We start from the raw sequence: 25549 nt of genomic DNA on the forward strand, positions 1-25549 counted from the left end.
CTGGTGCGGTGTCCGGAACCTGGTGTCGTTTCGGCAGGGACGTCAGTCGTGCAGCAGGCCGGCCGCGCGGAGGTCGTCCCACAGGGCCTCCGGCACCACGGCCGCGGCCCGGGCGACGTTCGAGCGCACCTGCGCAGCGGACTGCACGCCGAGGGCGATCGCGGCCACCGCAGCCGCACGCCGCGGGAACGCCAGCGCCGCCTCGGGCAGCGTGACCCCGTGCCGCTCGCAGACGTCGGCGATCGCGTTCGCCCGCGCGACGAGTGCCGCCGGTGCCGTGGCGTAGTCGTACGTCGCCGTGGCGTCGGGCCGGTCCCGCCCGAGCAGTCCCGAGTTGTAGACCCCGACCGCGACGACCGCGACGCCGAGCGAGGCGCACCGGGCGACGAGCTCCGCCGCCGGCTGCTCCAGGAGCGTGTACCGGCCCGCGAGCATGACCACGTCGCACAGCCCGGTGGACACCGCGGCGTCGAGGGCCTCGACCGAGTTCGACCCGACGCCGACGGCCCGGACCACGCCGTCGTCCCGCAGCTCGGCGAGCGTCGGCAGCGCCTGCGTCAGGCCGTCCTCGAGCGAGTAGACGTCGGGGTCGTGCAGGTACGCGACGTCGACGTGGTCGAGCCCGAGCCGTCCGAGCGACTCGTCCATCGACCGCCGAACACCCGACGGTGAGGGGTCCCACTGCCGCACGGTGTCGTTCGGCACCGCGAACCCGCCGGAGGCCAGGTCGTCCCCGTCGCCACGCCCGGGGACGAGCAGCCGCCCGACCTTCGTCGACACCAGGAACGCGTCACGCGGACGGTCGGCGAGCGCCGCCCCGAGCCGCCGCTCCGACAGCCCGAGGCCGTAGTGCGGCGCGGTGTCGAACCCGCGCACGCCGGCGTCCCACGCCGCGTCGACGGTGGCACGGGCGTCGTCGTCGGACACCGGGCGCAGCAGGTTGCCGATGCCGGCGCCGCCGAACCAGAACGGACCGCGGTCGAGGTCGAGGTCGAGGCCAGTCATGCGTCCACCTGTCCGGAGAGCGACCAGACCTGCGGCACGCCGTCGTCGTTCCCCGAGTAGTCGTCGTCGGCCTCGAGCAGCGGGTTGATCGTCTCCTGCCACTCCGCGTTGACCGGGTCGTCCGCGAGCGCCCGACGCATCGCCCGGTAGTCCTCGACCTCGATGAGGTGGACCAGGTCCTGCCCGTCGCGCCACACCGTCCAGTCGTGCACCCCGGCATCACGCAGCCGGGCCGCGAGCGCGGGCGGGATCGACGCGTGCACGGCGTCGTACGCGGCCTCGTTCCCCGCCCGCAGTCGGGTCCTCGACAGGATGCGCTGCATCAGTCGCGCAGGAACAGCTCGACGACCGGCACGGCGACGTCGGGTCGCACGATCGGCAGCGTGAGCGTCAGCGTCCCCGCCGGCTGCCCGCCGAGCCCGGTGTTCTGCGCGCGGGTCCCGGGCGGGATCTCGCGGAAGTGCAGCTCCGACGCGTCGTTGAGCAGCTGGGCGTAGGCGACCCGTCCGGCCAGGTCGGGCAGGTGCACGTGCTCGAACGGCCACGCGAACAGGTGCAGGTACAGGCGGTTGCCGTTCTGCGTGTAGACGGTGTTGCGCGGTGCGACGAACGAGGACGGTCCGGCGCCGTAGACGGACCGGGCATGCTGGTGCATCCACGTCCCGATGCCGTCGAGGGTCTGCCGCGAGACCCCGTCGAACTCGCCACGGCCGGTGGGGCCGATGTTGAGCAGCATGTTCCCGTTGTTCGAGACGCCGTCGACGAGCATGCGGACGAGCAGGTCGACGGGCTTGAGGTTCACGTTGTCGCGGTCGTAGCCCCACGACCCGTTGAGCGTCTGGCAGGCCTCCCACGGCACCTGGGCGCCGTCGACCTCCATCGGCTTGTCCGGCTGGTACTGCTCCGGGGTGACGATGTCGCCCGGCAGGTCGAGCCGGTCGTTGACGATGATGCCGGGCTGGAGCCGTCTGGTCAGTTCGAGCAGCTCCGAGGATCCCCAGTCGTCGCGACCCTTGCCGCCCCAGATGTCCTCGTGGTCGTTGTCCCGGTACGAGAAGTCGTAGAACAGGTAGTCGACCTGCCCGTAGTCGGTGAGCAGCTCCTCGACCTGCCCGTGCAGGTACTCCCGGTAGCGCGACATGTCGCGGCCCTGGTTGAACGCCTCGATCTCCTCGGGCGAGTCGTCGCGCCTCGGGTGCACGCCGTCGACGGTGAAGTCCGGGTGGTGCCAGTCGATGAGCGAGTGGTAGAAGCCGACCCGCAGCCCCTCGGCCCGGACGGCGTCGACGAACTCGCGCACGATGTCGCGGCCGAACGGGGTGTTCGTGGACTTGTAGTCGGTGAGCTTGCTGTCCCAGAGGCAGAAGCCCTCGTGGTGCTTCGTGGTGAGCACGACGTACTTCATGCCGGCTTCGCGAGCACGGCGGGCCCAGTCGGCGGCGTCGAACAGGTCGGGGTCGAAGTGGTCGAAGTACTTCTGGTAGTCGGCGTCGGTGATCCGTTCGCGGTTCTTCACCCACTCGTGCCGTGCCGGCAGGGCGTACAGCCCCCAGTGGATGAACATGCCGAACCGGTCGTGGGTGAACCAGGCGGGCAGGCCGCTCGCGTCGGTCGCGGTCTGCGGCTCTGCAGGTGCGGTGATGGTCATGAGGCCAGTGTTCCTTTCAGAGGGGGGAGGGGTGTCACCGGCCGCCGAGGCCGCTGGTGACGATGCCCTTGACGAGGTGCTTCTGCAGCAGGACGAGCAGGATCACGGTGGGCAGCATCGAGATCACCGAGGCCGCCATCACGAGGTTCCACTCGGAGCCCTGCTGGCCGAAGAACTGCTGCAGGCCGAGTGGGATGGTGCCCCGGGCCTCGACGTCGTTGACGATGACGAGGGGCCAGAGGAACGAGTTCCAGTACGAGATGAACGAGAACACCGCGAGGACGGCCATGGTCGGTCGGGCGAGCGGCATCATCACCGAGAAGAAGGTCCGGATCGCGCCAGCCCCGTCGACCCGGGCGGCGTCGTCGAGTTCCTGCGGCACGGTCAGGAAGAACTGCCGGACCAGGAACGCGCCGAGGGCCGTGAACGCCCACGGGATGATGAGTGCCTGGAACGTGTCGACCCAGCCGAAGCCCTGCATCATCACGTACATCGGGATGACGAGGACGTCCTGCGGGATCATCAGTGTGACGAGGAACAGCAGGAACACCGTGTTCCGGCCGCGCCAGCGCAACCGTGAGAACGCGTACCCGGAGAGCACGGCCACGGCGACGTTGATCGCCGTCCCGACCGCCGCAACGAAGACGCCGTTGAGGATGAAGCGGGCGAACGGCAGGTAGGTGAACGCCTGCACGTAGTTGTCCCACTCGAGCGAGCGACCCCAGAGCGTCGGCGGGGTGGTGAACACCTGGTCGGCGGGCTTGAGGCTCGTCGCGACCATGTAGATGAGCGGCGAGACGAACAGGAGCGTGACGAGGCAGAGCAGGGCGTACCCGATCGCGTGCCGGACCCGCCCCGGTCGTGGCGCGGACTTCGTCCTGGCGACGGCACGGGGGTTGACCGTCCGGTTCGACGTGGTGGCACCGACGTGCCCGCGGACCGCTTCACTCATAGTGCACCCACCGCTTCTGCCCGAGGAACTGGACGGCCGTGATCCCGAGGATGATGACGAACAGCACCCAGGCGCCGGCCGAGGCCAGACCGAGCTGCTGGTTCTGGAAGCCGGTGTTGTAGATGTACTGCACGAGGGTCTCCGTCGCGGTGCCCGGCCCGCCCTTGGTGAGGACGAACGGCTGCACGAACACCTGGAACGAGGTGATCAGCGTCATCATCGTCGCGAAGAACACGGACGGCGAGATGAGCGGGAACTTGATGGCCCAGAAGGTCTGCCAGGCGTTCGCGCCGTCGAGCTGCGAGGCCTCGATCTGGTTCTCCGGCACGGCGTCGAGCGCCGCCGAGAAGATCAGCATGTTGTAGCCGAAGCCCTGCCAGACGCTCATCGCGACGATGGCGAGCATCGCCCAGTGCTCGTCGGCGAGGAAGTTCGGCGCGTGCACGCCCACGGTGGACTGCAGTGACGCGTCGATCGCTCCCCCGGGCTGGTACAGCATCCGCCACACCACGACGTTCGCGACGATCGGCGTGATGGTCGGGATGAAGAACAGGACGCGGAAGACGTGCCGGCCGGCGATCCGCGGCGTCAGCCAGGCGGCGAGCCCGAGCGACACGACGAGGTTGAGCGGCACGTAGAGCACCACGAACAGCGCCGTGTTGAGGGCGACGGTGCGGAAGACCGGGTCGGCGAAGAGCCGGGCGTAGTTCTCGATGCCGGCCCAGCTGCGCTCGCCGAGCATGGGCCAGTTCATGAAGCTGACGACGAGTGAGGCGACGATCGGGAACGCCGTGAAGACGACGAGTCCGATCGAGTGCGGTGCCGCGAACGCGGCACCCCACCAGGAGCGGCGCCCGAGTGCGCTCGTGTCCTCGCCGTCCTTCCGCCGCGGGGTCGCGGCTCCGACCGCGACCGCGGTCGCGACCGCGGGGACGGCCGCTTCGGCCGGTGGGTCCTGGATGGTGGTCATGCGACGACCTCCTCGTCGTTCGCGCGGTCCTGAACAGGGGATGGATCGGACGGGAGGCCCGTGGCGGGGCCGCAACGGGCCTCCCGTCCGATCACTGGTTCAGCTGGTCACTGCGTGCCGAGCTGGCCGGCGATGGAGGACATCGTCTCCTTGCCGGAGGTCTGCCCGTTCACCGCCTGCAGCGCGTACTGCGTGAACAGCTGGGAGAGCTGGTCGCTCTGCTTGTTCCCGAGGAGCGGCGAGGACTTCGCGAGCCCTGCCTTGAGCGCGGCCTCGGCGCCGTCGATGCCGGCGCTCGAGTACCACGCCGACTGGGCCGCGGTGCGGCCGGGGAAGGCTCGTCCCGCTTCGGCGAGCGAGGTCAGGACCTTCTCGCTGGTCATCGTCTGGACGGCCTTGAACGCCTGCTCCGGGTACTTGCACTGCTTCGAGACACCGAAGCCGGAGCCAGCGGCGAAGGTCGACGGACCGGACGTCCCCGCGGGGAGCGTCGTGACCCCGAGGTCGAACTTCACCTTGGCCTTCTGGCTGATGAGCGACCACGGACCGTCGGTGTACATCGCGACCTTGCCGGCGGCGAAGTCGTTGCCCGGCGTCGACGCGTCCGACGACGCCTGCGTCGCGTAGCCCTTCTTCACCAGTGTCGAGAGCCAGTCGAGGCCGTCCGCGAACTTCGCGTTCGACGCGTCCAGCTCGCCGTCGGACGTGATCACCCGGCCACCGTTGTAGCCGTAGACCATCGACTCGAGGTTGAGGTCGCCCACCGTCGAACCGAACATGGTGACGCCCTTCGCCTTGAGCGCGGCGCCCGCCGCCTCGAAGTCGTCGACGGTCCATCCCGGCTTCGGCTCGGCCACGCCCGCCTTCGTGAAGACGTCCTTGTTGTAGAACATCATGATGGGCCCGGTGTCGTAGGGCAGGCCGTAGAGCTTCCCGTCGACCTTCATGCCGTCGAGCGCGGTGCTGTCGAACGCGGACAGGTCGGTGCCGTCCTGCTTCGCGAGGTCGTCGAGCGGCAGCAGCGAGGACGTGTAGTTCGCGGTGCGGAGCGACTGCATGCTCACGACGCACTGGGCGCCGCCTGCACTCAACTGCGTGCTGAGCTTCGTGAAGTAGTTCTCGAACGGCGCGCCCTGGATCGTCAGGGTGATGTCGTCCTCGGTCTTCACGGTGTCGGCGACCTTCTGCCAGGCGGCTTTGTCCTCCTTCCCGGCGATCCACATGGACCAGGTCAGGGCGTCCTTCGACTGGCTTCCACCGGCACTGCTGCCGGAGGAACAGCCGGTGAGCACGAGGGCCGCGGCAGCTGCTGCCGCGAGCCCGGTGATGATGCGTCGTCGTTGCATCGGAGTCTCCACTTCGTCGTGGTGATGGGGTGTGTGGGGTGGATTGCTGGCTTGCTGGCTTGCTGGCTTGCTGGATCAGGCGACGCGGACCGCGTCGGGGACCGTCTCGGTGTCGACGACGGCCCAGGCCGGGCCGTCCGGGAACGCGTAGGCGTCGAGGGAGTCGGCGAGCATCTCGGTGCCGGCTCCCGGAGCGGTCGGCGGCCAGTAGCGGCCGTCGTGGACGTCCACCGGGGTCACGAAGTGCTCGTGCAGGTGGTCGACGAACTCGATGCACCGGGTGTCGAGGTCGCCAGTCAGCGCGACGGCGTCGAACATCGACAGGTGCTGCACCGCCTCGCACAGGCCGACCCCGCCGGCGTGCGGGCACACCCGGACACCGTGCTTCGCGGCGAGCAGCAGGATCGCGAGGTTCTCGTTGACCCCCGCGACCCGGGTGGCATCGATCTGCAGCACGCTCATCGACCCGGCCTGGATGAGCTGCTTCGCGATCACCCGGTTGGCCATGTGCTCGCCGGTCGCGACCGGGATCGGGGCGATGCGCCGGGCGATCTCGGCGTGCCCGAGGACGTCGTCGGGGCTCGTGGGTTCCTCGACCCAGGCGAGGTCGAACGGGCTCAGCCGTTCGATCCAGGTGACGGCCTCGTCGACGTCCCACCGCTGGTTGGCGTCGACCGCGATGCGGATGTCGGGGCCGACCGTGGCGCGGGCGATGCCCATCCGGCGGACGTCCTCGTCGAGGTCGCCGCCGACCTTGAGCTTGATCTGCTCGAAGCCCTCGTCGACGGCCTCGCGGCAGAGCCGGGCGAGCTTCTCGTCGTCGTAGCCGAGCCAGCCCGGGGTGGTCGTGTACGCCTGGTAGCCCTGCGCTTCGAGCCGAGCCCGACGGGTCGCACGGTGCGGTTCGGCAGCCCGGAACAGCTCGAGCGCCTCGTCCGGGGTGATCGCGTCGGTGAGGTACCGGAAGTCCACCAGGTCGACGAGCTCCTCGGGACTCAGGTTCGCCAGCAGCGCCCACAGCGGCTGCCCCGCGCGCTTGGCTCGGAGGTCCCAGAGCGCGTTCACCACGGCGCCGATCGCCATGTGCATGACGCCCTTCTCCGGGCCGAGCCAGCGCAGCTGCGAGTCGTGGACCATCGCACGCCAGGTGCCGCCCATGTCGGCGAGGACCGCTTCGGCGTCGGCGCCGACGACGTGCCCGCGCAGGGCGGCGATCGCGGCTTCCTGCACCTCGTTGCCGCGGCCGATCGTGAAGACGAAGCCCGTGCCGACGTGTCCGTCCAGGGCGTCGGTCGTGATCTCGACGTACGCGGCGGAGTAGTCGGGCGCGGGGTTCATGGCGTCGGATCCGTCGTGCTCCCGAGAGGTCGGGAAGCGGATGTCGCGCACGTGCAGACCGGTGATGCGGCTCATTCGTGTCTCCTGCCGTCCGGTCTCCGTCGACCGAACGAGGCAATCAAAACATCGGATGTCTCGCGCGTCAAGAGAACTCTTCGTCACGTTCTGGTCTCGAACGGGGCCGAGTCGTCGGATGGCTGCGCGGCTTGCGCTTGCGTGGCCGATCCACCAAAGCGACAGATCCCCGCCAACTGTTCGCGGAGATCTGTCGCTTTCGCGGAACCGTCGACAGCGGAGCGCGCGCATCTGTCGCTTCGGCGGGGGCGACCGGACCACGGACGGGAGGCGCGGTGCGGGTCCGACCCGCGCCGCGCCTCCCGTCCGTGGTCGCGCTTCAAGCGGAGGCGAGTCGGCCCATCTCGGCCACCACGCCGCGGAGGCGGTCCGCCAGCTCGTCACGCGAGCCGTCGGCGAAGCGGTGTGCCGACTCGATGAGCGCCGCCATGACGAGCGTCACCGCGGTCCGTGCGGAGTCCACGTCGGTGCGCTCGGCGGCGACCGTGAACACGGCGAGCCGGGCACGCGCCATCCACTGCAGCATCGCGGGCACCATCTCCGGTCGCGCCTGCACGAGTTCCTTCATGCGACGGCGGTCCGCCGGCAGTGTCACCGTCCGGGCGACGAGGTCGCAGAGGTCCGACACGAGCGGGCCCCCCGCGGTCAGGAACGCCTGTCGTGCCGCCTCGGGCACCGAGCTCTCGGGGAGCCCGAGTGCCGCGTCGCCCTTCGACGGGAAGTAGTTGAAGAAGGTGCGGGGCGAGACGCCGGCGTCGGCGCAGATCTCCTCGACCGTCACGCCGGCCAGGCCCCGGTCGGAGACCAGGGCCAGCGCGGCCTGGTGGATCGCGTGCCGGGTCTGCTGCTTCTTGCGTTCCCGCAGGCCGCTGTCGCCTGCCGGGTGCGATTCGGTCGTGCTCACTGCTGCTCCTGGTGCGGGTCGGGGCCTCCCGTCTGGTGACGAGAGGCCCCGGTAGCCGGTCCTACGCGCGGTCCCGCTGCACGGGGATCGATCCGGTGACGGGTGCCGTGGGCGATCCCATCGTGTCGGCCGCCTTGACGGCCTGCACCTCGAGGTCGTCGGCGGTGCCGGCCTGGTCCGCCTGCTCCTGCAGGGCCGAGCTCTTGCGGAGCGGCGGCGCCTTGAAGAACCAGCTGAGGATGAACGCCAGCAGGATCACGGCGAAGCCGACCCAGTAGACGGTCACGGCTGACGCGTTGAAGCCGGTCATGAACGGCTTGGTCAGCGCCGGGGTCGCACCGTTGAGGTAGGACGTGTCGCTCGTCTCGCTGCTCGAGCTGCTGCCGTCGCCGGCTCCCTTGTCGATCTGCTTCGACAGTTCGGGGGCGAGCTCACCGACCCAGTACGAGCGCTGCGAGGCGTCCGACCAGTCGACCACGAGCTTGCCGTCCTGCACGCTGGCGTGCGCCTTGTCGGCTGCGGCGGTGAGGGCCTGCTGCTGCACGGCCTCCGGGGCGCCGGTCGTCGCAGCGGTGACCTGCGCGGTGGCCTGGTCGAGCCCGGACTGCACCTGCGACTTCACCGGGGCGACGATCGGGTTCCAGATCTGCTCCATGACGCCCGCGTTCGCCTTCGCCGTGGCGACGGTCGGGTTCAGGGCGGCGTCGAGCGCACCGGACAGGTTCTTCTGGTCCGCGGTGGCGTGCAGGATGTTCGCCGGCATGATCGAGAACAGGATGCTGAGCAGCACCGCCGTCCCGAGCGTTCCACCGATCTGGCGGAAGAACGTGGCGGACGACGTCGCCACACCCATGTCCCGCGGCTGCACGGAGTTCTGCGAGGCGAGGGTGATGCTCTGCATGAGCTGCCCGAGGCCGAGGCCGATCAGGAACATGCCGATCATCAGGAACCAGAGCGGCTTGTCGATCGTCATGAACGTCAGGACGACGTAGCCGACCGAGACCAGGGCCGTGCCGATCACCGGGAAGATCCGGTAGCGACCGGTGCGGGCGACGATCTGCCCCGAGGCGATCGAGGCGATCATCAGACCACCGATCATCGGCAGGGTCGCGAAGCCGGACTCCGTCGGGGTCAGCCCCGTGACGATCTGCAGGTACAGCGGGATGGTCAGCATGGCGCCGAACATCGCGAAGCCGACCAGGAACCCGAGGATGGTGGCCATCGAGAAGGTGCCCGAGCGGAAGAGCTTGAGCGGGATGATCGCGTCGTCCTTCATCAGGGTCTCGATCACCAGGAAGGCAACGAGCCCGAGCGCACCGATCACGTAGCAGGCGATGGCGCCGGCCGAACCCCAACCCCAGGTGCGGCCCTGCTCGGCCACGAGCAGGAGCGGGACGAGCGTCGCGATCACCGAGGTGGCACCCCACCAGTCGATGCGCGGCTTCACCTTGACGTCACCGAACTTCGGCAGGTGCAGGAAGGCGATGACCATCAGGAGCGCCGCGACGCCGATCGGCACGTTGATCAGGAAGACCCAGCGCCAGCCGGTGACACCGAGGATCGTGCTCGCGCCGGCGAACAGGCCGCCGATGAGCGGGCCGATCACGGACGAGATGCCGAAGACCGCGAGGAAGTAGCCCTGGTACTTGGCACGCTCACGCGGGGCGAGGATGTCACCCATGATCGCGAGCGGCAGCGACATCAGCGCACCGGCACCGATGCCCTGGAAGGCACGGAACGCGGCGAGCATGATCATCGAGGTCGACATCGTCGAGAGCAGCGAGCCGAGGATGAAGACCGCGATGCCGAAGATGTAGAGCGGGCGGCGACCGAAGACGTCGGAGAGTTTGCCGTAGATCGGCGTCGTGATGGTCGACGCGATCAGGTACGCGGTCGTGACCCACGCCTGCTGGTCGAGACCGTGCAGGTCGTCGCCGATGGTGCGGATCGCGGTGCCGACGATCGTCTGGTCGAGCGACGACAGGAACATGCCGGCCATGAGGCCGTAGATGACGAGCAGGATCTGACGGTGCGACATGATCGGCTTGCCCGGCGTGCTGACCGGGGAGTCGTGTCGTCCGCGCGACACCTCGACGGGTGCGGTGGCAGTAGACATGGGGGTCCTTCAGGGGTGCGTGGTGGTCGTCGTGCGGGCAAGGGACGCCGGAGCGTGTGTGGCGGGCCGTCGAACGGCGGGTCAACCTTGCAGACGCTGCAACTTTACATCATCAGCACGTTTGCTGCCAACGCAAACTTGCCATCCGTGCACGTTCGTGAACGGCTTCTCAGGTAGCGTCATCGGCCATGGGGCGAACTGCGTGGACGGACGTGCCGGCGATCCTGCGCGACCGGGTGGAGCAGACCCTCGGCGGAGCGGTGACGTCCACTGAGTCCCAGACGGCCGGGTGGTCGCCGGGGAGTGCCGACCGGGTGGTCACGGCGACGGGGCGACGGGCGTTCGTCAAGACGGTCTCGCGATCGCGGAACGCCGATGCCTTCGCGCTGCACCGCCGGGAGGCCCGCGTGGTGGCGCAGCTGCCGTCGACGGTGCAGGCACCACCCCTGCTGGACGCCTTCGACGCCACCGTGGACGGCGACGAGTGGGGCGTCCTGGTCCTCGACGACATCGAGGGCGAGCACCCCGGGGCAGCACTCGACGGCAGCGACACCGCGGCGGTGCTCGATGCGCTGGACACCCTGCCGCCGGCGGCCGGCGACCTCGGCACGCTCCCCCGCATCGCCGACGACCTGCGCCACGAGTTCGGCGCCTGGGACCGGATGCTCGGCGACCCGACCCTGGCCGACCGGGTGGCCGAGGTCGTGCCGGCGCACGTCCTCACCGCCGGACCCGCGATCGCCCGAGCCGCCGACCGAGCAGCGGCACTCGTCGACGGCGAGCACCTCGTGCACGCCGACTGCCGTGCCGACAACCTGCTCGTCGACGGTTCCGGGGTCGTCTGGGTCGTGGACTGGCCGTGGGCGAGCATCGGCGCGCACTGGCTCGACCCGCTGACCTACCTGATCGACACACTCGTCCGCGGCGAGGACAGCGACGTCGAGCACCACCTCGCCACCCACCCGGTGTTCGCCGGCGTGCCTACCGCCACCGTCGACGCCGTGCTCGCCGGTCTCGCCGGTCTGTTCTTCGAGCACGCGCTGCCGCCGGCACCGCCGAACATGCCCACCATCCGTGACTTCCAACGGCGCGAGGGCCTGGCCGCTGCGGAGTGGTTGCTCCGCCGGTGGGACACCACACCGCACTGACGACGGACGACAGGCGTCGGGTACCCCGTCTGTCCAGCAAGCGCGGCGCCACGGAGCGTACGGTCCCCCGCATGACTGATGAGCACCGCACTCCGCGTCCCGAAGACGACGCCGCGCGCCTCGGTCTCGTCGTCGTCGGAGAGGCAGCAGCGCTGCACTCCGGTGACGAGGCGGCACTGGACGCGAGCGAGCAGAACATCCGCGACACCATCGACGAGATGATCGACGAGCCCCTGACCCCACGCCAGGAGCAGGTGATCGAACGTCTGGCATCCGCCGGCGGGACCCTCACCGCCGGACTCAGCGGTGCGCTCGCGGCGCAGACCGGACGGAGCGTCGACGACATCCTCGAGGGTGCGGCCCGCAGCGTCGTGTGGCAGCAGCGGCTCGCTGACCAGCGCGAGGACGCCGGTGGCCAGCAGCGCGAGCGCCGGGACGAGAACGGGCGCGACGAGGACTGATCCTCGCCACGCCCGCCCAGGGTACCGCTGAGGACTACTCGGTCGGCTCCGCGACAGCGGTGGACTGCTCACGCACGACGGCCCGAGCGGCAGCCTGCCCCGTCGTCGAACTCTTGACGATGTCACTCAGGGTGAACCCGGCGGTCGTCCCGAGCAGGGCGTCGACCTCGCTGAACTGGCTCACGATGCTCTTCGACAGGGCGCCGGCGCCGTCGGAGGACACCACGGTCAGCTTGTCGATGTTGCCCATCGGCGCCGCGAGCTCGCGGGCGATGCTCGGCAGGGTCTCGATGGCCTTGACGCGCAGGACGGCCTCGGAGTGCTGTGCGAGTGCGTCGGCCTGGGCCTTCGTGGCGTCTGCCTCGGCCTGACCCTTGGCGCGGATCGCGTCGGCCGCTGCCTCACCTTCGGCACGGGAGGCGTCGGCGGCGAGCTTGCGCGCCTCGGACTCGGCCTTCGCCTCGGCGGCGATCGCTTCGGCGGAGATCCGACGGGCCTCGGCCTGGGCGCGGGCCGTCTCGACCTGGGCCCCGGCGGCCGCTTCGGCCTCGACGCGGGTCTTGCGCGCCTGCGCCTCGGCGACGGCGGAGACCTCGGACTCGAGCTCGGCACGGCGCAGCTCGGCACGCTTCTGCGCGGTGATCTGCTCCTGCTCGACGACGCCCTGCGCCGCACGGGCCTGGGCGAGCGGACCGGCGGCTGCGGCCTCGGCCGATGCCCGGTCGGCGTCGAGCTGCAGTGCGGCACGTCGGATCGCCAGGGTGTTCTCGGCTTCGGCGATGGCCTGGTCGGCGGTGGCACGGGCTTCTCGCGCTTCGCGGTCGGCCTGCGCCTCGGCGTTCTCCGCCTCGAGCCGGACGCGGGCGCGCTCGGCACGACCGAGGTCGCTGATGTACTCGTTGCGGTCCGAGATGCCCTTGATCTCGAAGGAGTCGACGTCGAGCCCCTGACTGTGCAGGGCCTCCTTCGCCACGTCGAGCACCGCGACGGTGAGCTGGTCGCGGTTGCGGATGATCGTGGACACGTCGGTCGCACCGATCGACGCACGGAGCGATCCCGACAGGACCTCGCGCGCGAAGTCGTCGATCTTCTTCTCCTGCCCGAGGAACCGCTGCGCGGCCGCCCGGATCGACGCGTCGGTCTCGCCGACCTTGACCAGCGCTACCGCTTCGACGTCGATCGTCACACCGCGGGAGTCCTGCGCGTTGACGTTGATGTCGATCGCCCGGGAGCTGAGCGAGAGCTTCGCGACCTTCTCGAAGAACGGTCGAACGAGGACACCCGCTCCGAGCACGACCTTGATGCCGGACTCGACGGTCTCGGTGCCGTCGTCGTTCTTGACCTTGCGCGAGCGCTTGCCGGTGATGATGAGCGCTTCGTCGGCGCCGGCGTTGCGGTACACGACCTTCGCGTAGATCAGCGCGATCACGGCGAGGACGATGATCCCCACGATGATCAGCGGGATGGCTCCGAGCGCGAACAGGACTTCCATGACTCCCCCTCCGGACCAGGCGCCAGCCTGGATTCCGCATCTGTTGTTCCGTCGGCTCCCATCCTAGGAGACCGCGCGGACGGACAGGAGGCGCGGTGCAGGATCACCTGCAGCGCGCCTCCTGTCGATGGTCGCGTCGGCGCCTACGCGCCCGCACGCCACCAGTCGTCGAACGGCGTCGCCGGCACCTGGCGCTTGTGCTCGGTCGCGCGGTACCGCGACTCGATCGCCTCGGCGACCTCGAGCGGCACGTCGTGCCCCTGCAGGTAGGCGTCGATCTCGGCGTAGGACAGCCCGAGGTTCGCTTCGTCGGTCTGGCCGGGCGTCTCGTCGAGCAGGTCCGCGGTGGGGGCCTTCTCGTACAGGCGGGCGGGCGCTCCGAGGTGCTCGAGCAGCTGCCGCCCCTGGCTCTTCGACAGGCCGGTGAGCGGCGTCAGGTCGACGCCGCCGTCGCCGTACTTCGTGAAGAAGCCGGTGACCGCCTCGGCCGCGTGGTCGGTCCCGACGACGAGCAGCCCGCGCTGGCCGGCGACGGCGTACTGGGCGACCATGCGCATCCGGGCCTTGACGTTGCCCTTCACGAAGTCGCTCAGCTCGACGCCCGAGGCAGCGGTGTCGATCATGACGCCGTCGACGCCGTGCTCGATGTTGACGGTGATGCCCGGGTCGGCTGCGATGAACTGCAGGGCGAGCTGGGCGTCGTCCTCGTCGGCCTGCACGCGGTACGGCATGCGGACGGTCGTGAACTCGGCGGGGTGGCCCTCGGCACGGAGGGACTCGACCGCGAGCTGGGTCAGGCGCCCGGCGAGCGTGGAGTCCTGGCCGCCGCTGATCGCGAGCAGGAACCCCTTCGCGCCGGTCGTGAGCAGGTAGTCACGGAGGAACCCGACACGGCGGGCGATCTCCTGCTCCGGCTCGATGGTCGGCTGGACGTTGAGGTCCGCGGCGATGGCGGCTTGGAGTTCACGCACCACCCCAGTATCCCGCTGCACCCGCCGGTGTGCACAGCGTTCAGCGGACGGGTTCTGCGCGCACCGGCCGGATCGTGTTGTCGTGGTCGACGCCGATCGCGCAGGTGCAGACGACGCCGAGCGTCTCGGCGCTCTGCGTCAGCCGGAACCGCTCGACGTGCGGCGGGCCGACTCGACGGTCGAGCGGGTGGGTGTCGTGATCGTGCACGGTGGTCCTCACTGACTCGTGGTGGTGCGGATGTCCGGTGCGGTGGTGGTCCGAACCGCCACCGCACCGGAGGGCCCGAGGCGACCCGAACGCCGCGGCCCCGTGGAGACGCACGCCGGTACCCGCCGGCGCGCGTCGGAGTTCATGGACGCCGACGGCGTCGCGCTCGGAGCGCAGTGCGAGTCATGGGTCCCTTTCCCGGGCGGAGGTCCGCCGCTGCTGATCCGTCCCCCGGCGGTTCGACGGGAGACCCGAACGGTCCGGCACCGGACCGAGGACGACGGCTGGTGAGGCCGTCTTCCTGTGCAAGCTACCAGCGCCACACCCCGAGGCCATACCCCCGTTCCGGGGCCGAGCCACGGGTCGGACTCTCGTTGACAGTTAGAGATCAAACAGTTAGAGTTCTGATCATGCAGGCACCGGATCTCACCACCCCGCTCGAACTCATGCGGTGGATCGGATGGGCACAGCGCAAGGCGGCTGACGAGTGGGTCCGTGATCGGGACCTCACCCGCGAGCAGAGCTTCGTGCTCGGGTACCTGCAGCAGAACCCCGGGGCGATCCAACGCGACATCGCCGAGATCACCCGGACCAGCGCGGCCAGCGTCTCGAGCCTCCTGCAGGGCCTCGAGCGGCGCGGCCTCGTCGAACGACGTCCCGACGCCACGAACGGTCGGACGAAGACGGTGCACGCCACCCCGGCGGGCATCGACCTCATCGCCGGCTTCACCGACGCGATGGTCGCCCTCGACGACACCCTGCTCGCACCACTCGACACGGACGAACGCGCCACCCTGCGGCACCTGCTGCAGAAGGTGACCGCGGAGCTCGCACCGCCGACGCGGTAGCGCCGCGGACCCGGTGACGCCACCGACGCGGTAGCGCCGCCCACGGTCCGACGTCACCGGCGCGCTCGACGCGCCACGGGCCTCCCGGCCCCACCCCCGCACGCGACGGCATCCCGTCGCGCCCTCAGCCCTGCCCACGAGGAGGCAGTCATGACCACCACCACCCCCGAGAACACCGCCGCGGCCACCAACCGCTGGTACCTCTCCGCCGCCCCGATCGCCCGGGCCCTCGTGCACCTGTGTGTGCCGATGGCCGCTGCGATGGTCGTCAGCGCCCTGTACAACGTCATCAACGCTGGCTTCATCGGCTCGCAGCACGACACGTCGCTGCTCGCCGCGATCACCTTCGGTACCCCGCTGCTCGGCATCGTGATGGCCGTCGGCGGTGTGTTCGGCGTCGGCGGCAGTGCCCTGATGTCCCGCTTGCTCGGCGCCTCGGAGCACGACCCCGCCAAGGCGCAGGACATCAAGCACGTCGCCTCGTTCGCGCTGTGGGGGGCCGTCGTCACCGGCGCCGTCCTCGCCGTCGTCGGGCTCGTGTTCCTCCGCCCCCTCGTCGCCGTGCTCGGTGCCGACGCAGCAGCCGTCCCCGCCACGAGCGAGTACGTCGCCGTGATGCTCGCGTTCGTCCCGGTGCTCGCCTCGTCGTTCGCCCTCGAGCAGATCGTCCGCTCCGAGGGTGCCGCACGCCAGGCGATGATCGGCCTGGTCCTGTCGACCATCGGGAACCTGGTGTTCGACGTGCTCTTCATCCTCGTGCTGCACTGGGGGGTCGGCGGTGCAGCACTGGCGGTCGGACTCGCGAACGTCGTGTCGATCGCATACTGGGTGACCTGGCTGCAGCGGAACAGCGAGAACGTCAGCTTCGCGCCGAAGTGGTTCACGCTCCGCGCCGACATCCTGAAGCCCGTCTTCGGCATCGGCGTCGGCGAACTGCTGCAGTCCGCCTTCCTGATCGTCACGACGCTCGTGCTCAACAACCTCGCCGCCGCCTACGGCGACGACCCGCTCGCCGCCATGGGCGTCGCGGTCCGCATCGCGCAGGTGCCGGAGTTCCTCGTGATGGGCGTGACGATCGGCGTGCTGCCGCTCCTCGCCTACGCGTTCGGCAAGGGCGACGCCGCACGTCTCCGGGCCGCCCTGCGCGGAGCCGCCTTCACGGTCGGCGCGATCGTCCTCGTGTTCTCCGGCGCGGTCTTCACCTTCCGCGAGCAGGTGTTCACGATCTTCTCCGGCGACCACTCGGTCCTCGCGATCGGCCTGACGATTCTGACCGCGCAGCTCGTCGCCGCCATCGTGAACGGGTTCACGGGGTTGCTCACCTCGCTGTTCCAGGCGACCGGCATGGTGCTGCCCGCGATGGTGCTGTCGCTGGCGCAGGGCGTGCTGTTCATCCCGATCGTCATCGTCGGCAACCTGTGGTTCGGACTCGCCGGGATCATCTGGGCGCTGACCGTCACCGAGGTCATCGTGTTCGCCGCCGCGGTGGTGCTGTGGCTGGCGTCGCGCGGGAAGATCGCGCGCGGCCTCGCCGCCGGCAGCGAGGAGCGGGCGGACGCCGCGCTCGAGGAGGCGCCCGACGCCGCGTAGCGCGGTGCGCGGCGCGCGGTGCGCTCGCATGGTGAGCAGAAGAGGTCGGGTCCCGTTCCAGGACCCGACCTCTTCTGCTCACGAAGCGGGGGTGAACGCGGCCGGCGTCGGACGGGAGGCCCGTGGCGGCCGGGTGGCGGGCCTCCCGTCCGGTGCGTGGCCGGGTCGCAGGCACGGCGCATCGTGAGCAGAAATGGTCGCGTGGCGCTCGGCCACCCGACCATTTCTGCTCACGAAGTGCGTCGGGGGCGGCGCAGGAGGAGCACGACGACGGCCCCGGCGGCGAGCACCGTGCCGGCGCCGAGCGCGACCCACACACCCGGGGCGATGCCGGGCGCCGAGTCGGGCGCGCCATCGGATGCCCCGGTGGCCGTCGCGGTCGACGTCGGAGTGGGGGTGACGGGGTCCGACGTCGGCACCGTCGTCGCCGGAGTCGTCGCGGACGGTGTCGTGACCGCGGCGCGGTACTCGAACCCGTACGTGCCGTCGATCGGGTGCCCGTCCGGCGACACGTACCGCCAGAGCACCGTGTACGCGCCGTTCTCGAGGTCGACGGCCTTGCCCATCGTCATCCCGGAGACGGTCACCTCGCCCGTCGACACGTCGGTGCCGTCGGCGTCGGTGACCTGGATCCGCAGTCCGGCGTCGAGACCGGCGAGCGGTGCCTCGCTGAACGTCAGGTCGACCCGGTCGAGCGGTTCGGTGACGACCGCGCCGTCAGCGGGCGAGCTGCCGGTCAGGGCCGAGTGCGCCGAGGCCGGTTGAACCCCGATGAGCGCCAGGAGCCCTCCGACGACGATCGCGAGGGAAGCTGCCGTCGTTCGTCCTGTCCGCATGCACAGACTCTACAAGCCGTAGAGCAGCGGACCGGGACGGATCAGATCTGCTCGCCGAGGAAGTCGGCGTAGGACGGCTCACGCCTCGGGTCGCCCGTGCTGGTGGAAGCGTGACCGGTTCCTTCGAGGCGCTCGGCCACGAGGGCTTCGAGGTCCTCCGGCGACCGGAGGCCGTGGCGGTGCCAATCGTGCTGCATCCTGGCGGTCATGACGACCAGCCCTTCGTCGAGATGATGCGCATCTCGGATTCGTCCGGATCGACCCGCTGTGCCAGACCCCACATCTGTGAGGAGCATCGTGACGACGGGTCCCTGATGACCGATCCAGTTCCTCCACGGTAGAGGTTGCGTCTAACGCCGTCGAGCGCGGTGCGTTTCTCGGCCGATCGCACGCCGCCGCCCGGATCGCCGTAGCGTCGCGGCATGGAGATCCTGTTCGTCCACGGCGCCCTGGTCCGCGACGGTGCCTGGTGGTGGCAGCCCACCGCCGACCTGCTGCACAGCCGCACCGGAACCCGCGGCCGCACCGGCATCCGCAGCCGAGCGGTCTCGTTGCCGTCCTGCGGCGAGGGCCCGGCGGGTCACCCCGACGGTGGGCTCGCCGAGGACGCAGCCGCCCTGCGCGCCGCCCTCGACGACAGCGACGGGGCGATCGTCGTCGGCCACTCCTACGGCGGCACCGTCATCGCCGAGGCCGGTCAGCACGACGCCGTCGCACACCTGCTGTACGTGTCCTCGTACCTGCCCGACGTCGGCTCCGCGCAGGCCGGCATCATGGCTGACGAGCCCGATCCCGTGTCGATCGGCCCGGCCGGTGACGGAGTCCTCGCCGTCGCCGGGTACGACGCTGGATCCTTCGGTGCGCGCTTCCTGCAGGACGCCGACGGGAACACGCAGCGAGCGGCATGGGAGCGGGTGACCGCCCAGTCGGCGGGGGCGTTCGTGACGCCGACGACGGCAGCAGGGTGGCAGGACGTCGACTCGACCTCCCTCGTCTGCACCGAGGACCGCAGCACCACCGTCGGGCTGCAGCGCGCGCACGCGGCGCGGGCGACGCGGAGCGTCGACGTGCCGACCGGGCACCACCCGTTCATCACGCGGCCCGACCTGGTCGTCGAGCAACTGGAGCTGCTGCTCGGAAGTGCCACGGCCTGAGCCGGGGCAGGACGACGGACGGGAGGCGCGGTGCCAGCTGGCACCGCGCCTCCCGTCAGGTGGTCCGTGCCATCAGGGCACGTGACCAGTCGCCTGGTCTCGCTCTGGTCAGTCGGTGCCGGAGTCGAAGGCCGCGCCCTCGGAGGCGAGGTCCGTCCGACGACCGAGCGCGTCCTCGGCGTCCGAGGCGATGACGGCGCCGCCGAGGATCTCCTCGGACTCGCCCGCCTCGAGCTCACCGACGAGCTCGGCCGTCGCACCGCCGATGAGACCGGCCGCCGCGTACTGCTCGAGCCTTGAGCGGGAGTCCGCGATGTCGAGGTTGCGCATCGTCAGCTGACCGATGCGGTCGTCCGGACCGAAGGCGGCGTCGCCGACCCGCTCCATCGAGAGCTTGTCGGGGTGGTACGACAGCGCCGGACCCGTCGTGTCGAGGATCGTGTAGTCGTCGCCGCGACGCAGGCGCAACGTGACCTCGCCGGTGACGGCCGAGGCGACCCAGCGCTGCAGGGACTCGCGGAGCATGAGCGACTGCGGGTCGAGCCAGCGGCCCTCGTACATCAGGCGCCCGAGTCGGCGGCCCTCGTTGTGGTACGACGCGACCGTGTCCTCGTTGTGGATCGCGTTGAGCAGCCGCTCGTACGCGATGTGCAGCAGGGCCATGCCCGGTGCCTCGTAGATGCCGCGGCTCTTCGCCTCGATGATGCGGTTCTCGATCTGGTCGGACGCGCCGAGGCCGTGACGACCGCCGATCGCGTTCGCCTCGTAGACGAGTGCGACGGCGTCCGTGTACTCCTCGCCGTTGATCGCGACGGGGCGTCCGGCCTCGAAGCGGATACTGACGACCTCGGTGGCGACCTCCACGTCGTCACGCCAAGCGGCGACGCCCATGATCGGCTCGACGATGTCCAGGCCGCTCGAGAGCTCTTCGAGGCTCTTCGCCTCGTGCGTGGCACCCCAGATGTTGGCGTCGGTCGAGTACGCCTTCTCGGTGGAGTCGCGGTACGGGAAGCCGCGGGCGACGAGCCACTCGCTCATCTCCTTGCGGCCGCCGAGCTCCTCGACGAACTCGGAGTCCAGCCACGGCTTGTAGACGCGCAGACGCGGGTTCGCCATCAGGCCGTAGCGGTAGAACCGCTCGATGTCGTTGCCCTTGTAGGTGGAGCCGTCGCCCCAGATGTCGACGCCGTCCTCCTTCATCGCGCGGACGAGCATCGTGCCCGTCACCGCACGACCGAGGGGCGTCGTGTTGAAGTACGTCTTGCCGCCGGAGCGGATGTGGAACGCGCCGGTCTGCAGGGCGACGAGGCCTTCTTCCACCAGGGCGCTCTTCGCGTCGACCAGGCGGGCGATCTCGGCACCGTACTCGTGGGCGCGGCTCGGGACGGCGTCGATGTCCGGCTCGTCGTACTGACCGATGTCAGCCGTGTACGTGCAGGGGATCGCCCCCTTCTCGCGCATCCAGGCAACGGCGCAGGAGGTGTCGAGACCCCCTGAGAACGCGATACCGACTCGTTCGCCGACGGGGAGACTGCTCAGGACCTTGGACACGGGGTCAATCGTACGGGGAGTCCGGGGGGCGCTACCGTCCAGCGCGACGGTTGTGGAGAACTCGTCCCGCGAACCGGGAACCGATCTGCTGCGCCCGGACAATACAGGGCATGAACCAGATCACGGGGGACCGAGCGGACTGGGCGCTGGGCATCGCCGGCGACGGCCGAGCGGTCGGACGCGTCTTCGACCGCCACGCCCCACGCCTGCGCCGGCACGCCGTCGGCCTCGTCCCCACATCGGCCGACGCCGACGACGTCGTGGCCATCGCGTTCCTCGAGGCCTGGCGGAAGCGCGAACGCGTCCGCTTCGTCGACGACTCCATGCTGCCCTGGCTGCTCGTCACGGCGACGAACACCGCGCACAACCTGACCCGCGCCACCCGCCGTCACCGGCTCTTCCTCGGGAGGTTCCCGGTCGACGACCCCGCTCCCGACCCCGCAGAGTCGTTCACCGACGCCGAAGCGGTCGCAGCATTGCGCGGGCTCCCGATCGCAGACCAGCGGGTGCTCACGCTCTGCGTGCTCGAAGGCCTCGGCGAACGCGAAGCGGCCGCAGCCCTCGGGGTCGCACCGGGCACCGTGAAGTCCCGGCTCCACCGGGCGAAGGCACGACTCCAGCAGCAGTACTCGACGTCAGCGGAACCCCTCGGAGGCACACTGTGAACGACCACATCTCCCCTCGTCTCGCCGCGATGCGCGACGCCCTCGTCGCCGACGTCGACGCAACGGCCCACCCCGCGCGTCGGCGGCGACCCACTCGCGGCACGGTCGCCGCGGTCGTGACGGCCTTCGCCGTCGGCGCCGGACTCACCGGAGGGATCACGGCTGCGGCGCTCCCCGGCGCCACCGCGGACGCCGCACGCGAGGATCTGCTCGCGACGACGACCCGCTACGGGACGGTCGAGGTCAACCACGCATCGATGCTCGGCTCCCCCGCGTTCACCGTCACCCACGGCGACGCCTCGTTCTCCCTCGGCGCTCGGCCGGAGGGCGCCGACCGGGTGACGCTCACGTGGGAGTGTCTCGACCCCGGCACCTTCACGGTCGAGGTCGGCGGGACGACCGTCGCGGACGCCGTCGCGTGCACGCCGGGTTCCATGCCGCGATGGAGCCTCTCCCCGCTGACCGGATCCGGAGCGGCCGCCGTGTCGGTCTCCGGTGGCGGCGGTGCCCGCTACGCCGTGTGGGCGTCGTGGGCCCGGTCGGCACGGATCGCGCAGCCCTCGCCCCAGCAGCAGGCTGCGATCGCCGACGGGACCATCACCCTGGCCGAGTACACCGCCGCCTTCGACCGGCTCGCGGCCTGCATGGCGCAGGCAGGGCACCCGATCGGCGACGTGGCGCCGTCGTGGTACGCCGACGGCTTGTGGTCGAGCACGGGCCCCGGCGCCGGCCCGTGGTACATCTGGTCGACGCCGACCGAAGCCGTCGACGTCCTCGACACGCAGTGCGCACCGCGCGAGTTCGAGCAGGTCGACACTATTTGGCAGGGCGAGCACCCGATCCCGGAGGACCCGCCGGCCGCGGGGTGATCCGCGTCGCCCGGCTTCGGTGCCCCTGGAGGGACTCGAACCCCCAACCGTTTCCTTAGGACGGAACTGCTCTTCCATTGAGCTACAGAGGCTGGCCCGTCCACTCTAGCGGCGGAACGGCTCCAGGAAGGTCGTCAGCTCGTCGACGTACAGCGCCGGTTGCTCGAACGGCGCGAAGTGCCCGCCGCGCGGCATCATCCGGTACGACACCAGGTTCGTCGTGCGCTCGAGCCACGCCCGCGGCGGCTCCACCAGGTCGCCGGGGAACAGCGAGAAACCGGAGGGCACCTCGACCCGTCGGGCCGACTGCTCCGGCGGGATGGCGGCGTTCGCGTGGTACATCCGCATCGCCGAGCCGATCGTGCCGGTGGCCCAGTACTCGGTCAGGAGTGCGAGCACCTCGTCCTGTGTGTACACGGACCACAGGTCACCGTCGCAGTCGCTCCACGACCGCAGTTTCTCGACGATCCACGCGGCGAGCCCGGCGGGTGAGTCGTTCAGGCCGACCGCGACGGTCTGCGGCTTGGTGCGGTGCATCATCGCGTAGGCACCCTCGGCGTCGCGCCACCGGGCGGTCGCGGCGACGAACCCGCGTTCCTCCGGCGACAACGTGTCGAGGTCGATGCCGGGCCAGGCCAGCCCGCCGTCGATGCGGTGCACGGCGACCACCCGGTCGGCGTGGTCGAGCGCGAGGTAGCGGGCGACGTGGGTCCCGATGTCCCCGCCGGCGACCGCGAAGCGTTCGTGGCCCAGCTCCGTCATCAGCTCGGCCCACATGCCGGCGACCGCGCGGGCGTCGATCGGCTGCGGGGGCGCGTCGGAGAAGCCGTACCCGGGCATGTCCGGCACGACCACGTCGAACCCGGCCTCGACGAGCATCGGCAGGACCTTGCGGTACCGCCACCCGGAGTCCGGCCAGCCGTGCGCGAGCAGGAGCGGCAACGCGTCGGGCGTGCCCGCTCGGGCGTGCAGCACGTGGATCCCGGTGCCGTCGATCGTCAGCCGTCGGCTGGGCAGTGCGGCGAGCGCCGCTCGGTGCGCGTCGAAGTCGAAGCCGTCGGCCCAGTACTCGATGAGCGACCGGAGCTCGTTGACGTCCGCCCCGAGGGACCAGCCAGCGCCGGCGGGTGCATCCGGCCAGCGCGTGGCCCGCAGTCGCGCGCGGAGGTCCTCGATGGTCGCGTCGTCGATCTGCGGTGTCTCGCCCATGCCCGCGACGCTACTCAGCGGGACCGACACCCGGGCGGCGGTCACCGCACCCGAGCCCGCGTCAGCAGCAGTCGCAGGCGTCGGCCGCGCGCTCGCCGGTCAGGGCGGCGACCGGCTGCTTGCATGCGTCACCCCGCCAGGCCTCGAGCCCCTCGCGCACCGCGAACACGACGACCACCAGGCCGGCCACCGGATCAGCCCACGACCAGCCGAACAGCGTGTTCAGGAGCAGCCCGACCAGCACCGCGGCGGACAGGTAGCTGCACACCAGGGTCTGCTTGGAGTCCGCGATCGCCGACGCCGAACCGAGTTCCTTGCCGGTGCGCCGTTCGAGCAGGCTGAGGAAGGGCATCACGGCCAGACTGACCGCCGCCAGCACGATCCCGACGGTGCTGTGCTCCGGCTCGCGCATCCCGGTCAGGGTCAGCACCGCGTCGACACTGACGTACAGCGCCAGTGCGAAGAACGACACCGCGATGACCTTGAGCGCGACGCGCTCCCGCGCTTCGGGGTCCGGTCCGGCGAACTGCCACGCGACCGCTGCGGCGGACAGGACCTCGATGACGGAGTCGAGGCCGAAGCCGATCAGGGCGGTCGAGGACGCCACCGAACCGGCTGCGATCGCGATGACGGCCTCGATGACGTTGTAGGTGATCGTCGCGGCGACGATCCACCGGATCCGTCGCTGCAGCACCCGTCGGCGGTCGGGAACCACCTGGACGGTCGCGTCGGTCATGCGCCGGGTCCGCAGCAGAGCGGGACGTCGCAGTCCTCGTCGGTGCACGCTTCGCCGTCGTCGACGGCGAGCACGACCTCGAGGAGCGAGCGGATCGCGGCCCCGAGGTGCGGGTCGGCGATCTCGTAGCGGGTGGAGCGCCCCTCGGGCACCGCGACGACGATGCCGCATCCGCGCAGGCAGGCGAGGTGGTTCGACACGTTCGAGCGGGTCAGCCCGAGCTCAGCCGCGAGCCGGCCCGGGTAGACCGGGGCTTCGAGCATCTCGAGCAGGATCCGGGAGCGCGTCCGATCCGCCATCGCCCGGCCGAGCCGGTGCATGACGTCGAGCCGCGGGGCTATGGTCAGCATGCGCTGACAATACAGCACACGCTGACGTATCGAGTGCCCCACCCCGGCAGGCGGACCCGGGATACGGCAGGCTGGGACCGTCTGCCACCTGCCAGGCGCCACACACCACCACAGGGGAACCACATGACGGATCAGACGACCGCGAACGCGTGGCAACGCTTCTGGGCACGCGGCGGGTGGTGGCGATCGATCCTGCTCGCCGCCGTCTACCTGCTCGTGTACCTCGGCATCAGTCAGCTCATCGGCCTGTTCGTGCGGCCGTTCATCGACCTTGACGACCTGTACGGCGACCCCGCGAGCGTGCTCTTGGCCTCGATCCTGCCGATCGGCCTGATGGGCCTGCTCCTGCTGCTGTTCGCGCGCTCACTCGGTTGGTTGCCGCACCTGTTCCGCCGGCGCACTGCACGCGCCCCGCGGTGGATGTGGATCGCGGTCGTCATCACCGTCGTCCCGCCGGTGATGAAGCTCGCCGGCACCGACTGGTCCCGCTTCACCCCCGCACTCGTCCTCGCGATCCTGTTCTTCGGCCTCTGCGTCGGGTTCGCCGAGGAACTCCTCACCCGCGGTCTCACGGTCGAGCTGCTCGAACACCACGGGTACAGCGAGCGTGCGGTCTACGTGCTGTCGTCGGTCGTCTTCGGGTTGATCCACTTGCAGAACCTGCTCGGCGGGGGCAACCCACTGCTCGTGTTCGCGACGGTCGGCTACGCGATGGGCTTCGGCGCGATGATGTTCCTCGCGCTCCGGGTGAGCCGGTGGCTGATCGTCCCGATGCTCCTGCACGCCCTCACCGACCCCACCACCCTGATGGCGGCGGGCGGCATCAACGATGCGCACGCCGTCGTGACCGGCGGATCGCCCGCGCTGGTCACCTTCGCGTCGCTGTTCAACTTCGTCTACATCGCCTTCGGGATCGTTGCGGTCTTCCTCCTGCCGGGCCGCCGGGCGCGCGCTCTGAACGCACCCACCTGACGGCCTGGAGGCCCGTGGCGGCCCCGCCACGTGCCTCCAGGCCGTCATCGAGTGAGCACAAGACGACGGGTCGCCACCCTCCACCCGTCGCCTTCTGCTCGCTCAGCGCCGCGCACGACCCGCGCGGGGCGCGCA

General features: G+C 70.4%; 26 protein-coding genes and 1 tRNA gene. 8 read left to right on the forward strand and 19 right to left on the reverse strand.

Features of this window, described 5'->3' with window-relative positions; translation table 11 throughout:
* Positions 1-42: 42 nt before the first annotated feature.
* The 9 genes from EDF33_RS00285 to EDF33_RS00325 all read right to left on the reverse strand — a co-directional run bounded on the left by EDF33_RS00285 (position 43) and on the right by EDF33_RS00325 (position 10354).
* Positions 43-1005 (reverse strand): aldo/keto reductase, encoded by a 963-nt coding sequence (locus EDF33_RS00285; protein ID WP_132099033.1) that lies wholly within the window; start codon positions 1003-1005, stop codon positions 43-45.
* Positions 1002-1328: an L-rhamnose mutarotase gene (locus EDF33_RS00290; protein ID WP_132099034.1), complete on the reverse strand. Its 327-nt coding sequence runs from the start codon at positions 1326-1328 to the stop codon at positions 1002-1004. The genes EDF33_RS00285 and EDF33_RS00290 overlap by 4 nt, the downstream gene beginning before the upstream one ends.
* Complete coding sequence (locus EDF33_RS00295; protein ID WP_111086327.1) at positions 1328-2653, reverse strand: alpha-L-fucosidase; 1326 nt, start codon at positions 2651-2653, stop codon at positions 1328-1330. Before EDF33_RS00295 ends, EDF33_RS00290 begins: the two co-directional genes overlap by 1 nt.
* A 34-nt stretch (positions 2654-2687) precedes the next feature.
* Complete coding sequence (locus EDF33_RS00300; RefSeq protein ID WP_123936827.1) at positions 2688-3605, reverse strand: carbohydrate ABC transporter permease; 918 nt, start codon at positions 3603-3605, stop codon at positions 2688-2690.
* Positions 3598-4575 carry a sugar ABC transporter permease gene (locus EDF33_RS00305; protein ID WP_123293336.1) on the reverse strand — a complete coding sequence of 326 codons (978 nt, stop codon included), beginning with the start codon at positions 4573-4575 and terminating at the stop codon, positions 3598-3600. Before EDF33_RS00305 ends, EDF33_RS00300 begins: the two co-directional genes overlap by 8 nt.
* Before the next feature lie 107 nt (positions 4576-4682).
* Positions 4683-5921: a sugar ABC transporter substrate-binding protein gene (locus tag EDF33_RS00310; RefSeq protein ID WP_243692317.1), complete on the reverse strand. Its 1239-nt coding sequence runs from the start codon at positions 5919-5921 to the stop codon at positions 4683-4685.
* 75 nt (positions 5922-5996) lie between these two features.
* Entirely contained in the window at positions 5997-7334 is a 1338-nt protein-coding gene (locus tag EDF33_RS00315) for an enolase C-terminal domain-like protein (RefSeq protein ID WP_132099036.1), read from the reverse strand.
* A 319-nt stretch (positions 7335-7653) separates the two neighbouring features.
* Positions 7654-8238 carry a TetR family transcriptional regulator gene (locus tag EDF33_RS00320; protein ID WP_132099037.1) on the reverse strand — a complete coding sequence of 195 codons (585 nt, stop codon included), beginning with the start codon at positions 8236-8238 and terminating at the stop codon, positions 7654-7656.
* A gap of 61 nt (positions 8239-8299) precedes the next feature.
* Entirely contained in the window at positions 8300-10354 is a 2055-nt protein-coding gene (locus tag EDF33_RS00325) for an MDR family MFS transporter (protein ID WP_132099038.1), read from the reverse strand.
* Positions 10355-10542: 188 nt separating this feature from the next.
* Between EDF33_RS00325 and EDF33_RS00330 the strand changes: the two genes are divergently transcribed.
* Positions 10543-11502, forward strand: a complete 960-nt coding sequence (locus EDF33_RS00330; RefSeq protein ID WP_132099039.1) for a phosphotransferase — start codon at positions 10543-10545, stop codon at positions 11500-11502.
* 71 nt (positions 11503-11573) lie between these two features.
* Positions 11574-11963 carry a hypothetical protein gene (locus EDF33_RS00335; RefSeq protein ID WP_123293330.1) on the forward strand — a complete coding sequence of 130 codons (390 nt, stop codon included), beginning with the start codon at positions 11574-11576 and terminating at the stop codon, positions 11961-11963.
* 34 nt (positions 11964-11997) lie between these two features.
* Here the strand turns inward: EDF33_RS00335 and EDF33_RS00340 are convergent, their stop codons facing one another.
* From EDF33_RS00340 to EDF33_RS20005, 3 genes are all read right to left on the reverse strand, one after another.
* Positions 11998-13455: an SPFH domain-containing protein gene (locus tag EDF33_RS00340; protein ID WP_123936833.1), complete on the reverse strand. Its 1458-nt coding sequence runs from the start codon at positions 13453-13455 to the stop codon at positions 11998-12000.
* Positions 13456-13598: 143 nt separating this feature from the next.
* On the reverse strand, positions 13599-14426 hold the full coding sequence (nadE, locus tag EDF33_RS00345) for an ammonia-dependent NAD(+) synthetase (RefSeq protein ID WP_131921895.1): 828 nt from the start codon (positions 14424-14426) through the stop codon (positions 13599-13601).
* A gap of 40 nt (positions 14427-14466) precedes the next feature.
* Positions 14467-14634 carry a hypothetical protein gene (locus EDF33_RS20005; RefSeq protein ID WP_165918681.1) on the reverse strand — a complete coding sequence of 56 codons (168 nt, stop codon included), beginning with the start codon at positions 14632-14634 and terminating at the stop codon, positions 14467-14469.
* Positions 14635-15044: 410 nt separating this feature from the next.
* Between EDF33_RS20005 and EDF33_RS00350 the strand changes: the two genes are divergently transcribed.
* Together EDF33_RS00350 and EDF33_RS00355 are read left to right on the forward strand one after the other, a co-directional pair.
* Positions 15045-15482, forward strand: a complete 438-nt coding sequence (locus EDF33_RS00350; protein ID WP_123340836.1) for a MarR family transcriptional regulator — start codon at positions 15045-15047, stop codon at positions 15480-15482.
* A gap of 150 nt (positions 15483-15632) precedes the next feature.
* Positions 15633-17072 (forward strand): MATE family efflux transporter, encoded by a 1440-nt coding sequence (locus tag EDF33_RS00355; RefSeq protein ID WP_132099040.1) that lies wholly within the window; start codon positions 15633-15635, stop codon positions 17070-17072.
* A gap of 230 nt (positions 17073-17302) precedes the next feature.
* On the opposite strand, the gene EDF33_RS00360 is transcribed toward EDF33_RS00355, so the two are convergent.
* Both EDF33_RS00360 and EDF33_RS20010 read right to left on the reverse strand, forming a co-directional pair.
* The gene (locus tag EDF33_RS00360; protein WP_132099041.1) at positions 17303-17908 is read right to left on the reverse strand and encodes a copper resistance CopC family protein; all 606 of its coding nucleotides are present in this window, start codon (positions 17906-17908) and stop codon (positions 17303-17305) included.
* 41 nt (positions 17909-17949) lie between these two features.
* Positions 17950-18117 (reverse strand): hypothetical protein, encoded by a 168-nt coding sequence (locus EDF33_RS20010; protein WP_165918682.1) that lies wholly within the window; start codon positions 18115-18117, stop codon positions 17950-17952.
* A 213-nt stretch (positions 18118-18330) separates the two neighbouring features.
* Here EDF33_RS20010 and EDF33_RS00365 point away from each other — a divergent pair, with 213 nt between their 5' ends.
* Positions 18331-19062, forward strand: coding sequence for an alpha/beta hydrolase (locus EDF33_RS00365; protein WP_132099042.1), 732 nt, complete (start codon positions 18331-18333; stop codon positions 19060-19062).
* Positions 19063-19170: 108 nt separating this feature from the next.
* Here EDF33_RS00365 and argG read toward each other — a convergent pair whose 3' ends face one another.
* Positions 19171-20613 (reverse strand): argininosuccinate synthase, encoded by a 1443-nt coding sequence (gene argG / locus EDF33_RS00370; protein WP_123293324.1) that lies wholly within the window; start codon positions 20611-20613, stop codon positions 19171-19173.
* Between the two features lie 110 nt (positions 20614-20723).
* On the opposite strand from argG, the gene EDF33_RS00375 reads away from it, so the two are divergent.
* Together EDF33_RS00375 and EDF33_RS00380 are read left to right on the forward strand one after the other, a co-directional pair.
* Positions 20724-21278: an RNA polymerase sigma factor gene (locus EDF33_RS00375; RefSeq protein WP_132099043.1), complete on the forward strand. Its 555-nt coding sequence runs from the start codon at positions 20724-20726 to the stop codon at positions 21276-21278.
* Positions 21275-22147 (forward strand): hypothetical protein, encoded by an 873-nt coding sequence (locus tag EDF33_RS00380; protein ID WP_123936838.1) that lies wholly within the window; start codon positions 21275-21277, stop codon positions 22145-22147. Before EDF33_RS00375 ends, EDF33_RS00380 begins: the two co-directional genes overlap by 4 nt.
* Before the next feature lie 20 nt (positions 22148-22167).
* Here the strand turns inward: EDF33_RS00380 and EDF33_RS00385 are convergent.
* The 4 genes from EDF33_RS00385 to EDF33_RS00400 all read right to left on the reverse strand — a co-directional run bounded on the left by EDF33_RS00385 (position 22168) and on the right by EDF33_RS00400 (position 24442).
* A tRNA-Arg gene (locus EDF33_RS00385) sits at positions 22168-22239 on the reverse strand.
* Between the two features lie 13 nt (positions 22240-22252).
* Complete coding sequence (locus tag EDF33_RS00390; RefSeq protein ID WP_132099044.1) at positions 22253-23356, reverse strand: epoxide hydrolase family protein; 1104 nt, start codon at positions 23354-23356, stop codon at positions 22253-22255.
* 61 nt (positions 23357-23417) lie between these two features.
* Positions 23418-24092 carry a cation transporter gene (locus EDF33_RS00395; protein ID WP_132099045.1) on the reverse strand — a complete coding sequence of 225 codons (675 nt, stop codon included), beginning with the start codon at positions 24090-24092 and terminating at the stop codon, positions 23418-23420.
* A complete protein-coding gene (locus tag EDF33_RS00400; RefSeq protein WP_123293319.1) occupies positions 24089-24442 on the reverse strand; it encodes a metalloregulator ArsR/SmtB family transcription factor in 354 nt (117 codons plus the stop codon). Before EDF33_RS00400 ends, EDF33_RS00395 begins: the two co-directional genes overlap by 4 nt.
* Before the next feature lie 123 nt (positions 24443-24565).
* Between EDF33_RS00400 and EDF33_RS00405 the strand changes: the two genes are divergently transcribed.
* Positions 24566-25414, forward strand: coding sequence for a CPBP family intramembrane glutamic endopeptidase (locus tag EDF33_RS00405; RefSeq protein WP_131921904.1), 849 nt, complete (start codon positions 24566-24568; stop codon positions 25412-25414).
* Positions 25415-25549: the final 135 nt, after the last annotated feature.

The organism is Curtobacterium sp. PhB146 (genome assembly GCF_004342995.1).
In the GTDB taxonomy this organism is placed as follows: domain Bacteria; phylum Actinomycetota; class Actinomycetes; order Actinomycetales; family Microbacteriaceae; genus Curtobacterium.

Bases quoted from the DNA above. Each gene is read 5' to 3' on its own strand.
- EDF33_RS00400 (WP_123293319.1), bottom strand. From the start codon at position 24,442: ATGCTGACCATAGCCCCGCGGCTCGACGTCATGCACCGGCTCGGCCGG.
- EDF33_RS00360 (WP_132099041.1), bottom strand. From the start codon at position 17,908: ATGCGGACAGGACGAACGACGGCAGCTTCCCTCGCGATCGTCGTCGGA.
- EDF33_RS00290 (WP_132099034.1), bottom strand. From the start codon at position 1,328: ATGCAGCGCATCCTGTCGAGGACCCGACTGCGGGCGGGGAACGAGGCC.
- EDF33_RS00300 (WP_123936827.1), bottom strand. From the start codon at position 3,605: ATGAGTGAAGCGGTCCGCGGGCACGTCGGTGCCACCACGTCGAACCGG.
- EDF33_RS20010 (WP_165918682.1), bottom strand. From the start codon at position 18,117: ATGACCGCCAGGATGCAGCACGATTGGCACCGCCACGGCCTCCGGTCG.
- EDF33_RS00285 (WP_132099033.1), bottom strand. From the start codon at position 1,005: ATGACTGGCCTCGACCTCGACCTCGACCGCGGTCCGTTCTGGTTCGGC.
- EDF33_RS00340 (WP_123936833.1), bottom strand. From the start codon at position 13,455: ATGGAAGTCCTGTTCGCGCTCGGAGCCATCCCGCTGATCATCGTGGGG.
- EDF33_RS00305 (WP_123293336.1), bottom strand. From the start codon at position 4,575: ATGACCACCATCCAGGACCCACCGGCCGAAGCGGCCGTCCCCGCGGTC.
- EDF33_RS00355 (WP_132099040.1), top strand. From the start codon at position 15,633: ATGACCACCACCACCCCCGAGAACACCGCCGCGGCCACCAACCGCTGG.
- EDF33_RS00390 (WP_132099044.1), bottom strand. From the start codon at position 23,356: ATGGGCGAGACACCGCAGATCGACGACGCGACCATCGAGGACCTCCGC.
- EDF33_RS00330 (WP_132099039.1), top strand. From the start codon at position 10,543: ATGGGGCGAACTGCGTGGACGGACGTGCCGGCGATCCTGCGCGACCGG.
- EDF33_RS00375 (WP_132099043.1), top strand. From the start codon at position 20,724: ATGAACCAGATCACGGGGGACCGAGCGGACTGGGCGCTGGGCATCGCC.
- EDF33_RS00350 (WP_123340836.1), top strand. From the start codon at position 15,045: ATGCAGGCACCGGATCTCACCACCCCGCTCGAACTCATGCGGTGGATC.
- EDF33_RS00325 (WP_132099038.1), bottom strand. From the start codon at position 10,354: ATGTCTACTGCCACCGCACCCGTCGAGGTGTCGCGCGGACGACACGAC.
- EDF33_RS00310 (WP_243692317.1), bottom strand. From the start codon at position 5,921: ATGCAACGACGACGCATCATCACCGGGCTCGCGGCAGCAGCTGCCGCG.
- EDF33_RS00335 (WP_123293330.1), top strand. From the start codon at position 11,574: ATGACTGATGAGCACCGCACTCCGCGTCCCGAAGACGACGCCGCGCGC.
- EDF33_RS00405 (WP_131921904.1), top strand. From the start codon at position 24,566: ATGACGGATCAGACGACCGCGAACGCGTGGCAACGCTTCTGGGCACGC.
- EDF33_RS00315 (WP_132099036.1), bottom strand. From the start codon at position 7,334: ATGAGCCGCATCACCGGTCTGCACGTGCGCGACATCCGCTTCCCGACC.
- EDF33_RS00395 (WP_132099045.1), bottom strand. From the start codon at position 24,092: ATGACCGACGCGACCGTCCAGGTGGTTCCCGACCGCCGACGGGTGCTG.
- EDF33_RS00365 (WP_132099042.1), top strand. From the start codon at position 18,331: ATGGAGATCCTGTTCGTCCACGGCGCCCTGGTCCGCGACGGTGCCTGG.
- EDF33_RS00295 (WP_111086327.1), bottom strand. From the start codon at position 2,653: ATGACCATCACCGCACCTGCAGAGCCGCAGACCGCGACCGACGCGAGC.